At 38.0% G+C, this 12,265-nt stretch carries 10 protein-coding genes; 7 read left to right on the forward strand and 3 right to left on the reverse strand.

What is annotated here, in order from left to right; all coding sequences use genetic code 11:
* Positions 1-2 precede the first annotated feature (2 nt).
* Positions 3-290, reverse strand: a complete 288-nt coding sequence (gene gatC / locus D1092_RS04345) for an Asp-tRNA(Asn)/Glu-tRNA(Gln) amidotransferase subunit GatC (RefSeq protein WP_120122345.1) — start codon at positions 288-290, stop codon at positions 3-5.
* A gap of 146 nt (positions 291-436) precedes the next feature.
* On the opposite strand from gatC, the gene ruvX reads away from it, so the two are divergent.
* The gene (ruvX, locus tag D1092_RS04350; RefSeq protein ID WP_120122346.1) at positions 437-916 is read left to right on the forward strand and encodes a Holliday junction resolvase RuvX; all 480 of its coding nucleotides are present in this window, start codon (positions 437-439) and stop codon (positions 914-916) included.
* On the opposite strand, the gene D1092_RS04355 is transcribed toward ruvX, so the two are convergent.
* The gene (locus D1092_RS04355; RefSeq protein WP_120122347.1) at positions 901-2,520 is read right to left on the reverse strand and encodes an acyl-CoA dehydrogenase family protein; all 1,620 of its coding nucleotides are present in this window, start codon (positions 2,518-2,520) and stop codon (positions 901-903) included. The two genes, ruvX and D1092_RS04355, sit on opposite strands and share 16 nt — an antisense overlap.
* Before the next feature lie 126 nt (positions 2,521-2,646).
* Between D1092_RS04355 and D1092_RS04360 the strand changes: the two genes are divergently transcribed.
* The 4 genes from D1092_RS04360 to dprA are packed head-to-tail and all read left to right on the forward strand — an operon-like array spanning position 2,647 to position 6,744.
* A complete protein-coding gene (locus D1092_RS04360; protein ID WP_120122348.1) occupies positions 2,647-3,612 on the forward strand; it encodes an aspartate carbamoyltransferase catalytic subunit in 966 nt (321 codons plus the stop codon).
* Positions 3,609-4,910 carry a dihydroorotase gene (locus D1092_RS04365; RefSeq protein ID WP_120122349.1) on the forward strand — a complete coding sequence of 434 codons (1,302 nt, stop codon included), beginning with the start codon at positions 3,609-3,611 and terminating at the stop codon, positions 4,908-4,910. The genes D1092_RS04360 and D1092_RS04365 overlap by 4 nt, the downstream gene beginning before the upstream one ends.
* 12 nt (positions 4,911-4,922) lie before the next feature.
* Positions 4,923-5,555: a glycerol-3-phosphate 1-O-acyltransferase PlsY gene (plsY, locus tag D1092_RS04370; RefSeq protein ID WP_120122350.1), complete on the forward strand. Its 633-nt coding sequence runs from the start codon at positions 4,923-4,925 to the stop codon at positions 5,553-5,555.
* Entirely contained in the window at positions 5,530-6,744 is a 1,215-nt protein-coding gene (gene dprA / locus D1092_RS04375) for a DNA-processing protein DprA (protein ID WP_120122351.1), read from the forward strand. Before plsY ends, dprA begins: the two co-directional genes overlap by 26 nt.
* On the opposite strand, the gene D1092_RS04380 is transcribed toward dprA, so the two are convergent.
* Positions 6,674-6,880 (reverse strand): hypothetical protein, encoded by a 207-nt coding sequence (locus tag D1092_RS04380; RefSeq protein WP_005773510.1) that lies wholly within the window; start codon positions 6,878-6,880, stop codon positions 6,674-6,676. The two genes, dprA and D1092_RS04380, sit on opposite strands and share 71 nt — an antisense overlap.
* Before the next feature lie 265 nt (positions 6,881-7,145).
* On the opposite strand from D1092_RS04380, the gene topA reads away from it, so the two are divergent.
* Entirely contained in the window at positions 7,146-9,707 is a 2,562-nt protein-coding gene (topA, locus tag D1092_RS04385) for a type I DNA topoisomerase (RefSeq protein ID WP_148255608.1), read from the forward strand.
* A 3-nt stretch (positions 9,708-9,710) separates the two neighbouring features.
* Positions 9,711-11,981 (forward strand): ribonuclease R, encoded by a 2,271-nt coding sequence (gene rnr, locus D1092_RS04390; protein ID WP_120122353.1) that lies wholly within the window; start codon positions 9,711-9,713, stop codon positions 11,979-11,981.
* The last annotated feature ends 284 nt before the right edge of the window (positions 11,982-12,265 follow it).

The raw sequence follows: 12,265 nt of genomic DNA on the forward strand, positions 1-12,265 counted from the left end.
AGTTACTCAACAATTTTTGAGACAAGAAAAAAGTTTTCTTCTGTAACAGGGGCATTGGCGACAATATCTGCTGCTTTATTGCCATCTGTAACACGATCTTCGCGCATTCGTAGAGTCATCGGTATCAGAGATGTTAATGGTTCAACTTCACTGACATCAACTTCATTCAATTGTTCTACAAAACCTAGGACAGCATTGAATTTTTTTGTCATAGGCTCTACCTCATTATCTTGAATGGCAATCCGTGCTAAACGTGCAACCCGCTTAACGGTTTCTTGATCAACAGACATACTCTTTACGCCTTTCTGTTTTCTTTTATTTATTAATCTTTATTCTGGCTATACAAGGCTGCACTTGCAAGTGCAAGAATATTAGATAACATGAATAAAGGATATAATTATAGATCTGAAACATTAAAAAACGTATTATAATTCTTATGACTGTTATTAATATCAATGAAGTTATGACACATCTTTTGCCTGGACAAACAATAGCAGGCTTGGATTTAGGGACAAAAACGATTGGAGTTGCGATTTCTGATATGGGACTAATTGTTTCAAATCCGCGTCCTGTGCTTCAGCGAAAAAAATTTACAGAAGATGCTCACACACTGATTAAAATTTTTGATCGTGAAAATGTAGGTGTTATTATTATTGGCTTACCTCTTAATATGAATGGAAGCAGTGGATCTCGTGTTCAAGCAACTAAGGCTTTTGTAAGTAATATGAAAGCGTATACAGAAATTCCATTTGTTTTTTGGGATGAACGCTTATCAACCATTGCCGCAGAACGTTCTCTTTTAGAAATGAATGTATCACGCACTAAAAGAGCAAACAGAATTGATTCGGCAGCTGCTGCTTTTATATTGCAAGGTGCTCTCAATAGAATTCAAAACTTTCATCATATGGAAGGATAGAGAACATTGAGCAAATGACCTGCATTATAGCGCGCAATGAGCATCCCATAAGAAGATCTCCATTGTCCACCAAGGCGGCTTTCCATATAGGCATTTGCAACATGTTCTATATCTGTAGAACGTAATGACGCAGCAGCTGCTGCATAAGCTACTTGTTCAACAAAAAATCTTCCTGCTCCTTCATTTGCCGCGGCCATATCACCAGCAGACTTAATAATTTCAATGGTACGTGGTCCTGCCGGGCCAATATCAAGAGCAATTTTTTCTAACAATTTCTGAAACAATCCCGGTGCTTTTTCAGCAATAAGAATGGCATCCTTTACCAATTGATTAGCTGAACTATTTCTCACAATTCTCGCAGGTCCATTATGCAACATTTGTGATAAGGGATTGTTCTCTATAAAGCTTTCAATACCAAGTTGTGCAATAATTTCTCCAATAATAGGCACAACCAATTGACTGACGTGATAAGCAATAATAGGTGTCATAATGCGAGCGAAAGCGGCTTCAGAACGGTCATTTGCTGCATTGTCAAAGGCTCGCGCTAAACGCAAAACTAATGCTTGTGAAGCAGCAATATCTAATGCAATATCTGCAAAAATACGTTCTGTTAGTGGTGGTAAAGGCTGATTTGGCATTTTTGTGCGGAAAAAATCTATACCAAATTGAAGAGCCGCACGCAAAACACCTGCCGATATGACAGATTGATCAAAACGCATCATCGTTTCGATATCTTTAATGACTTTAAGGCCTTCTCCAGGATTTCCCAAAAGCCAACCATAACTGCCTTGAAAATCAACAACTCCCTCTGGTGTTAAATGTTCTCCAGAACGCTGAATTAAATGACGAATCGATATCAGTCCATTTAATGCACCATTTTCCTGTATACGTGGAACAAAAAAGCAACTTAAATGACCATTTAAATCCGCACTAACAAGATATCCATCAGCTGTAGGATTAATGACATTAGTTTTTACAACATTTAAACGATACAGATCACGTTCCATATTTTCATCAAAAGAAATTTTTTTAACACTTGGAAAATTGAAAGCGTATCGTTCAATGTCATCAAAAGCACACGTTAGAGAAGCAGATTTTTTATGATCAATAGGCTTTGAGGAAGAATCATATTGGCGTGACAAAAGGACATTTTGCCATTTTTTGAAGATATCACTATCACTAATTAAAACAGCAATCGCTGCACTCGTTATAATAACTTCATTCAAATGCCCTGTTTCTAAACCAGCAGATAAAGCCAAACGAATCGCACGTGCTTGATAGCGCACCCCATTTTCTGAAGAAGTATTTTCCCAAAGCGAAGTAACCAACCCTGCTTGTCTAGAATATTTTTGGAGATCTTTATAGGAAGAATGTATTTCTAATTTTTCTACCTGTTGCCCCCATTCATCGTTATAATATAGTGAAGGTTTATAATGATTCGCTGAGCAAGAAAGCTTCCATGCTTCTCGACTCGCAGCAAAATCTCCTATTTCTTCAAAGCTTGCTAGTAAAAACTTAGGTAAAGTAGAGGCTATACGAAACATAAGCGTATCGCTAAGAAATGTATTTTTTCGACGAGCATTTTGCGCAGAGACAGCACTCATAAGTCTATTCCTATATTCAAATCATTCATATCATAGACTATTTGTCTTTTTAGAGTTAAGAAACATTTATCATATTCAAACAAATGCTTGTTAAATCCGTTTTAAAGAGAGATAAAGAAGAATGCTATGATTCAAGATAATTTTTTTCCACTTTTCCCTCATAAACATCTTTTAGCTATTAAAGATCTGAATGTACAAGATCTTAATACATTGCTTGATCGTGCAGAAGCAAACATTATTCTTTCTAACAAAATTGATAAAACAAAATCTATTTTGTATGGGCGGACTCAAGTTAATCTCTTTTTTGAAGCTTCTACACGAACACAATCTTCTTTTGAATTAGCAGGCAAACGGTTGGGAGCAGACGTGATGAGTGTAGCGATCGGCAACTCATCTGTAAAAAAAGGGGAAACGTTACTTGATACAGCTGCAACGCTTAATGCTATGAAGCCAGATATACTGGTTTTTCGCCATAGCAGTGCGGGAGCAGCAGCTCTATTAGCACAAAAAGTTGATTGTTGTGTCATTAATGCCGGTGATGGTTCTCATGAACACCCAACCCAAGCTTTATTAGATGCTCTCACCATTAAAAGAGGAAAAGGTCGTATTGAAGGATTAACGGTTGCCATTTGCGGAGATATCTTGCACTCGCGTGTCGCGCGTTCCAATATCCTCAGTCTTAATGCTTTGGGGGCCAGAGTTCGTGTTGTTGCACCCTCCACGCTCTTGCCCATAGGGATTGCCGATATGAGCGTTGAGGTTTTTAACAGCATGAAAGAAGGCCTTAAAGATGCTGACGTTATCATGATGTTACGCTTACAACATGAACGTATGGCAGGCTCTTTTATTCCCTCCATACGTGAGTATTTTCATTATTTTGGCTTACATAAAGAAAATTTGGCTTATGCTAAAAATGATTGCATTATTTTGCATCCTGGTCCCATAAACCGTGGTGTGGAGATTGCATCCGATATAGCCGATGGACCACAAAGTATGATTCATACACAAGTAGAAATGGGAATTGCAGTGCGTATGGCTGTCATGGAAGCTTTATTAGATTCACGCTTGAAGATCAATGGAGAAAAAAAATGATAAAACCAATTGTTTTTCAAAAGGTTCGCATTATTGATCCTTCACGTGCAATTGATGAAATTGGTACAGTTATTGTCGAAAATGGACGGATTACAGCCGCTGGAAAAGAAGCTTTGAATCAGGGAATCCCTGCAGAAGCAGAAGTTATTAATGCACAAAACAAAGCAATTCTCCCTGGACTTGTTGATGCGCGTGTTTTTGTTGGAGAACCCGGAAATGAAAATCATGAAACGATTGCATCTGCAAGTCAAGCTGCCGCAGCAGGTGGTATTACTTCCTTTCTTATGATGCCAGACACGCACCCAGTTATTGATAATGTTGCCCTCGTTCAATTCATTAAGCGCACAGCAGGGGAAATGTCATCGGTCAATATTTATCCCGTTGCGGCAATCACACAAGGTTTCGACGGACAAAAAATAACCGAATTTGGTTTGCTTAAAGATGCAGGAGCCGTTGCTTTTAGTGAAGGAAAAAAAACACTCCAAAATTCATCTGTTATGCGACGTGCAATGACTTATGCACGCGATTTTGATGTCCCATTGATCCACGAAACACAAGATAAAGATCTTATAGGACAAGGTGTCATGAATGAAGGATTGCTCGCTAGTTGGCTAGGACTTTCTGGCATCCCTCGTGAAGCAGAAGTTATCCCACTTGAAAGGGATCTGCGCTTAGCGGCATTAACACAAACACGCTATCATGCCGCTCAGATATCGACAGCGCTCTCTGCTGATGCCCTTCGCTTAAGCAAGCAGCGCAGTGAAAAAATTTCAGCCGGTGTATCGATTAATCATTTATCTTTCAACGAAAATGATATTGGTCAATATCAAACTTCTTTCCACCTTATCCCCCCATTGCGTACAGAAGAAGACCGGATAGCACTGATTGAAGCAATAAGAGATCGGACGATAGATATCATTGTCTCTTCTCATGATCCTCAGGGTATTGACACAAAACTTTTACCATTCAGTGATGCAGCAGCCGGTGCTATTGGTATGGAGACCTTATTGAGTGCAACTTTGCGTCTTTATCATGATGAGAGCCTATCTCTTCTCCGGATAACTGAGCTTTTATCAACGGCGCCTGCAAAGCTCTTTGAACTCGATGCAGGAACACTCAAAAAAGGTGCTTATGCAGACCTTATTGTGGTTGATCTTGAAGAACCATGGGTTGTTTCGACAGAGAAGTTTTATTCACGTTCAAAAAATACGCCTTTTGAAAATGCACGTTTTCAAGGACGTGTACTTCAAACCTTTGTAAAAGGGAAATCCGTTTTTAAACTTGACCGACAAACGTAATGAGATTTTTGAATGAATGAAGCAAAAATATTTTTTCAGTCTACTCCATGGTTTATTTTCCTCGTATCTTATCTCATTGGCTCAATTCCATTTGGTCTTCTGTTTACGAGATTGGCCAAACTTGGCGATATAAGAGCAATCGGTTCCGGCAATATTGGAGCAACAAATGTTTTACGAACAGGGAATAAAAAAGTTGCTGCTCTAACACTTCTTTGTGATATGTTGAAAGGAGCTATCGTTATTTTCATTATAAAATTCTTTAATTATCCGCTCGACAAGAGTATCCTTATTTCTTTAGCGGGTTTTTTTGCTTTCTTAGGGCATCTTTTTCCCGTATGGCTTAAATTTAAAGGTGGTAAAGGTGTTGCGACCTATTTAGGGGTTTGCTTAGGCGTATATTGGCCCGCAGCAATTATTTTTATTATTGTATGGAGTGCAATTTTTCTCCTCATGCGTTATTCTTCATTATCTGCGCTTATTGCTGTTACAGTCACGCCGATATTTGTTTTTTATTTTTCTGATTTTTATTTCTGTTGTATGCTGATCGCAATGAGCCTATTTGTGTTCATAAAACATTGTGCAAATATCAGTAGATTATTAAGCGGGGAAGAAAGTAAGATTGGTACGCAACACAGAAATAAATAAAGGAATCCTGCTTACTGATCGTCAACGTCTAAGCTGGTTACGGTTATTGCGCAGTGAAAATATTGGAGCTGTTAGTTTTCGCAATCTCATTGATCATTATAAAACAGCAGAAAATGCTTTAGCAGCGCTGCCAGAGCTTATTAGAAAAGGGGGTGGTTCTGCATCTATTAAAATAGCAAGCTTAGAAGATGCGGAAAAAGAAATACAAGAAGCTGAAAGATTAGGTGTTCGGTTTATCGGTATGGGAGAACCAGATTATCCAGTTTTTCTGAAAGTTACAGAAGCCCCTCCGCCACTTATTGCTATCAAAGGTAATGTTTCAATTTTTCAAAAAACTTCGATTGGAATTATAGGCTCTCGAAATGCTTCAGCTGCTGGAAAAAAACTTACAGCTCAGTTTGCGCATTTTCTCGGAGAAGAAGATTTTGTAACAATTTCTGGGCTTGCTCGTGGAATTGATAGCGTTGCGCATCAAGCAAGTTTAAAAACAGGAACTGTTGCAGTCATGGCTGGGGGAATTGATCATATCTATCCTCCTGAAAATAAAAAGTTGTATGAAGATATCATCGCCAACGGTGGAGCCATCATCAGCGAAATGCCCATCTCTTGGAAGCCGCGCGCTATCGATTTTCCAAGAAGAAACCGTATTATTGCAGCTCTCTCACTTGGTCTCTTAGTTGTGGAGGCTGCCCTGCGTTCAGGATCCTTAATTACCGCACGTCAAGCCGTTGAAATGGGACGGTTGATTTTTGCTATTCCCGGTTCTCCACTTGATCCAAGATCTGTTGGTACAAACAACCTCATCAAGGACGGCGCTCTCCTCACCACACATCCTTCTGACATCATAGAAACACTTACGCCGTTAATTTCATCGCTTCCCAATTCCCAACTCAATTTTTTTGAGGAACCATCCTCTTTACAACTTGAAAAGGAGGATTTTAATTCAACAGACGGAAAAAAATCTCATCCCTCTTTAATGGACGATGATGCAGCACGCGCAGCAATTCTCTGTGCTCTTTCGACAACACCAATCGACATCGATACACTCAGTACCCACGCAGGTGTTCCTCTCCCAACTCTCTACCTCTTATTGGTAGAACTCGAGCTTGCTGGAAAGCTTATTCGACACTCTGGTGGTTGTGTGTCATTGTCGAATCTTGATCTTCCCCAAGAGCCTCAGCACTATTAATAATGCTTTGCCCTTCTTTGGCAACCATATCCAAAAGCAATGCTAAAAGCGGACTATGCGCCTGACGCGCCATCTGATTCATTTGCTTTGACATGTCTGTAATATATTGGATAACTTTCAAATGATTTATAAACATAATCCTCTATCCTTGAGCATTTCCCCTCCTACCTCTCAATAGACGTTATCTTAGTATTTGGCCGTACGCTTTTGTAATAACAGTGAAAAATAAATCGTGTAATTCTATATAGGGTGCGCTTTAATAATAACAATCACAAGTTGTACAATATTCATGTTTTTTATATGGCTAATATTTTTTTTATGTGTTCTTAAGCAATTGCCATTAGCTATTCACATGAAAGGCGTTTATAAAAAAGTTTTTATTTCAATATTCGGGTAAAATTATGAATATCGTTATCGTTGAATCTCCAGCAAAAGCAAAAACAATTAATAAATATCTTGGGTCTCAATACAAAGTTGTCGCATCATTTGGACATGTTCGTGATTTGCCTGCAAAAGATGGCTCCGTTTTACCGGATCAAGATTTTTCGATGAAATGGGATATAGATTCTGCGGCTGCAAAACGTTTAAATGAAATAGCAAAAGCCGTTAAAGAAGCCGATAGCCTTATCTTGGCAACAGACCCTGATCGTGAAGGAGAAGCTATTTCGTGGCATATTCTGGATGTTCTTCATCAAAAAAAAGTTTTAAAAGATAAACCTATAAAAAGAGTTGTCTTTAATGCCATCACGAAAAAGTCTGTGCTTGATGCTATGAACAATCCACGTGATATTGATACATCACTTGTCGATGCCTATCTTGCACGTCGTGCTCTCGATTATCTTGTTGGTTTTACACTTTCACCTGTTTTATGGCGTAAACTCCCTGGTGCACGCTCGGCTGGACGTGTTCAGTCGGTTGCTTTGCGAATTATTTGTGACCGTGAATCAGAAATAGAACATTTTATCAAAGAAGATTATTGGTCCATTACAACAGAGTTAAAAACCATCAGAAATGATCATTTCCAAGCAAGATTGACAATGTTTAATCAAAAAAAGATTGGTAAACTTGATATTCAATCTCAAGAACAAGCAGATCAAATTCGTCTTATGTTGGAGAAGGCCCAATATCACACACTCAGTGTTGAAGCAAAACCTACAAAAAGAAATCCTTTTCCTCCCTTTACAACCTCTACACTACAACAAGCGGCTTCTTCAAAATTAGGCTTTTCAGCTTCTCGCACGATGCAAATTGCCCAAAAGCTTTATGAAGGGATTGAAATTAACGGTGAAATGGCGGGACTTATTACTTATATGCGTACCGATGGTGTGCAAATAGCACCAGAAGCCATTGATACAGCAAGAAAAGTAATTCATGAATCTTTTGGAAATGACTATGTTCCTGAAAAACCGCGTTTTTATTCAACAAAGGCAAAAAATGCACAAGAAGCCCATGAAGCAATCCGTCCAACAGATTTTCAAAGGTCCCCCAACCAAGTCCGCAATTTTCTCGACAGTGATCAGGCAAAGCTCTATGAGCTGATATGGAAACGCGCTATTGCCAGCCAAATGCGTTCTGCTGAAATTGAACGTACAACCGTTGAAATTGAAGCCCTGCAAGGAGACAACCGTGCAAATCTTCGCGCAACAGGCTCTGTTATTCGTTTTGACGGCTTCATTTCCGTCTATACAGATCAACGAGACGAAGAAAATAATGAAGAAAATGAATCATCACGTTTACCACAAATAAATACAGGTGAAGCACTTACAAAAGAAAAAGTTGAATCTGTACAACATACCACAGAGCCCCCTTCCCGTTATTCTGAAGCCTCATTAATTAAAAAGCTTGAAGAATTGGGAATTGGTCGTCCCTCAACTTATGCCTCCACATTGGCAACATTGTGTGATCGTGGATATATTATCATTGATAAGCGGAAGCTAATTCCTGATGCTAAGGGGCGTATTGTTACAGCCTTTCTTGAAAATTTCTTTAATCGCTATGTAGAATATGGTTTCACAGCAGATCTTGAAGAAAAGCTGGATCTTATCTCTGATGGCAAACTTTCTTGGAAAGACGTATTGCGTGATTTTTGGGATGGATTTAATGCATCTATTAACAATATCCAAGAGCTTCGTATCGCCAATGTCCTTGATGTTTTAAATGTAACATTAGCACCTCTCGCCTTTCCTGAACGCGAAGATGGAAGTGATGTGCGTTCCTGTCCTCTGTGTAAAAATGGTCAATTATCCTTAAAACTTGGTCGTTATGGTGCTTTTGTTGGCTGTTCCAATTATCCTGAATGTAAATATACACGCCAACTTGGTACAGATACAGAAGAAGAAAATAAAGCTGTGCACAATGAGGAACCTGTGATGCTTGGTGTTGATCCTCAAACAGGAAAAGATATTTCTCTTCGCAATGGCCGTTTTGGTCCCTATATTCAACTTGGTGAAAGCAAAGAAGCCAAACGTGCGGGATTACCAAAAGAATGGCAGGCGGAAAATATCACTCTTGATAAAGCCTTGGCTTTACTCTCCCTTCCCCGTGAAATTGGCACGCATCCTGAAACTGGCAAAATGGTCACTGCGACAATTGGACGCTATGGTCCCTATCTTAGTCATAATGGAAAATCTGCGCGCCTTCTTCATGCGGATGAAGTTTTTGATATTGGTATCAATCGCGCTGTTACAGTATTGGCAGAACAACAAGAAAATAAAACCAAGCAAAGCAGAACAACATCTGCTGCACTTGCAACATTAGGGGAACACCCCGATGGAGGAACTGTCACTGTGCGCAATGGACGTTATGGTCCTTATGTCAATTGGGGTAAAGTTAATGCAACATTGCCAAAAGATAAAGATCCCATTAGTGTAACCCTTTCAGAGGCGTTAGAACTTATATCGGCTAAAGCATCGCGTAAAAAGACAACGTCAAAAAAAGCTTCCTCCAAAACAAAAGAGACATAAAATTTGGCTAAAGGTGAAAAAAACGTAAAACTCCTCTCCTCAGTCAGGGGAGAAAAATCGCCCAATAGGGAAGAAATTCTTTCCTTTATCAATGAAAATCCTAATCGATTAAGTAAACGAGAAATAGCTAAAGCTTTTAATTTAAAAGGCGATTCTCGTATCTGGCTTAGAGATATATTACGTACATTAAAGGATCAAAATCTTATATCTAAACAGTGCAAAAGAGCAATAAATAAAGGACAATTACCCCCAGTTACTTTAGTAAAAATTAGTAGCCGTGATAAAGATGGGGGTTTTATTGCACAACCTCTTGAATGGGAAGATACGCCAAAGCCCAATATTGAAATACACTCTTTTCGTCACATAAAGGGAGGGAGCATTGGCGTTGGAGATCATGTTCTTGCAAAAGTTTTTCGAAATAAAAATTCTCAAAAATCTTCTTATACGGGGCGAATTATTCGTAAAGTTGATGTATCCCCAAAGAGCACATTTGGTGTTGTACGAAAGTTAGAGAATAATCAATGGCGTCTTGAGCCTATAGACCGCAAAACCAATGAGCTCATCGTTGAAATGTCTCCAGAAATAAAAGTTAAAACGGGTGATCTCGTCGAAGTTGAAATTAAAAAAAATACTGGTTATAGACTGAAAAGTGCGCAAATAAAAAATGTTTTAGGGCATATTAAGAGTGAGAAAACACTCTCAATGATTGCTCTTCTTTCAAAAGGCATTCCTTATATTTTTCCTGCAGATGTTCTTGAGGAAGTTAAACACATTAAAGCTGCTAATATGGATAATCGCGAAGATTGGCGACAATTACCATTTATTACGATTGATCCACCAGATGCAAAAGACCATGATGATGCAGTCTATGCAAGCAAGGATAAGGACCCAACAAATAATGGTGGTTGGATTATTATTGTGGCCATTGCAGATGTTTCTCATTATATCAAAACAGGAAGTGCTTTAGATAAAGAAGCATTAAAACGCGGAAATTCAGTTTATTTTCCTGATACTGTTGTACCAATGCTACCTGAACGCCTTTCTCATGATTTATGTTCTTTGCGTGAAGGGAAAGAAAGACCAGCTTTAGCCGTCCGTATGATTTTTGATGCAAACGGTCATAAACTAAAACATAGTTTTCATCGCGTTATGATATGTGTAAGAGCCAAACTTTCCTATCAAGAAGTACAATTGGCAAAAAAAGGACATATCCATAAAAAAAATTCTCCCTTGCTTGAGAATATTTTGCATCCCTTATGGAAAGCTTATGCATGTCTTAAAATCGCGCGGGATCGTCGACAACCCCTAGAACTAGAAATAGCAGAAAAAAAGATTATTCTTGATCAAAATGGATGCATCCAAGATGTTGTGAGTGAAGAACATTTAGAAGCCCATCGTTTGATTGAAGAGTTTATGATACAAGCCAATATTGCAGCTTCTGAAACATTAAAAAAACATCATCAGCCCCTCATCTATCGTATTCATGACAAACCCTCTCTTGCCAAACAAGAAATATTACGGAACTTTCTTCAAAGTTTAGGGATATCCCTCTCCAAAAGTGCAGAATTAACATCAGCACGTCTTAATAGAATTTTAGAAAAGGTTGCTGATACCGAACAACAAGAGCTGGTCAATCAAGTTATTTTGCGTTCACAATCACAAGCAGAATACAATCCTAAAAATAATGGACATTTTGGCTTGAATTTGCAGAATTATACACATTTTACATCACCAATTCGCCGTTATGCTGATCTCGTTATTCATCGAGCACTCATTAAAGCTCTCAAACTAGGAAATGACCAATTAACGGATACACAAGAACAAAACCTTGCAGAAATTGCTACGCAAATTTCTTCATACGAGCGTCGTGCAATGATCGCTGAAAGAGAAACGTTTGATCGGCTTGTTGCACACTATTTAACGAATAAAATTGGTCGTATTTTTACAGGTCGTATTTCTGGAGTCACAAAAGCAGGGCTTTTTATTTCTCTTGATAAGCTCAATACAGATGGTTTTGTCCATATTTCTACACTTAAAAATGATTATTATCGTTTTGATGAAGCACAACATATTCTTATAGGACAACGTAGCCATAAAGGCTATCAGCTTAGTGATCTTGTAGAAGTAAAACTTATAACCGTACAGCCTTTTGCTGGTGCTTTAAGCTTTGAGCTTTTAACAGAGCCTCGTCCAATCAAGCTTTTATCGGCATCCCACCATAAAAACAAATTAAAAAAACAAAAAAATCGTTTTTATGGAAGAAAAAAATATTAGTTAAAAATAAAAAATATTTCTTAAATTTTTATTATCGCTTTTTTTGTTTTAAATTATAAAAAATTTTATTGGAAAATAATTAAAACTTTCACTCCCTCTTTAATAGTTAATAATAAATAATATTACAATGATTTAAACTAATAAACTTTCTATAGTATTGAATATATATTAATTCTTATATAAGATATACTTATTTTGCATATAAGATCATATTCTTTATTTTATATTAAAAGTATTTCAGAGTTTTTTATACTAAATGAAGAGAGAGAATCTTCAAAAGTTGG

Source organism: Bartonella krasnovii (assembly GCF_003606345.3).
GTDB classification, from domain to species: Bacteria; Pseudomonadota; Alphaproteobacteria; order Rhizobiales; family Rhizobiaceae; genus Bartonella; species Bartonella krasnovii.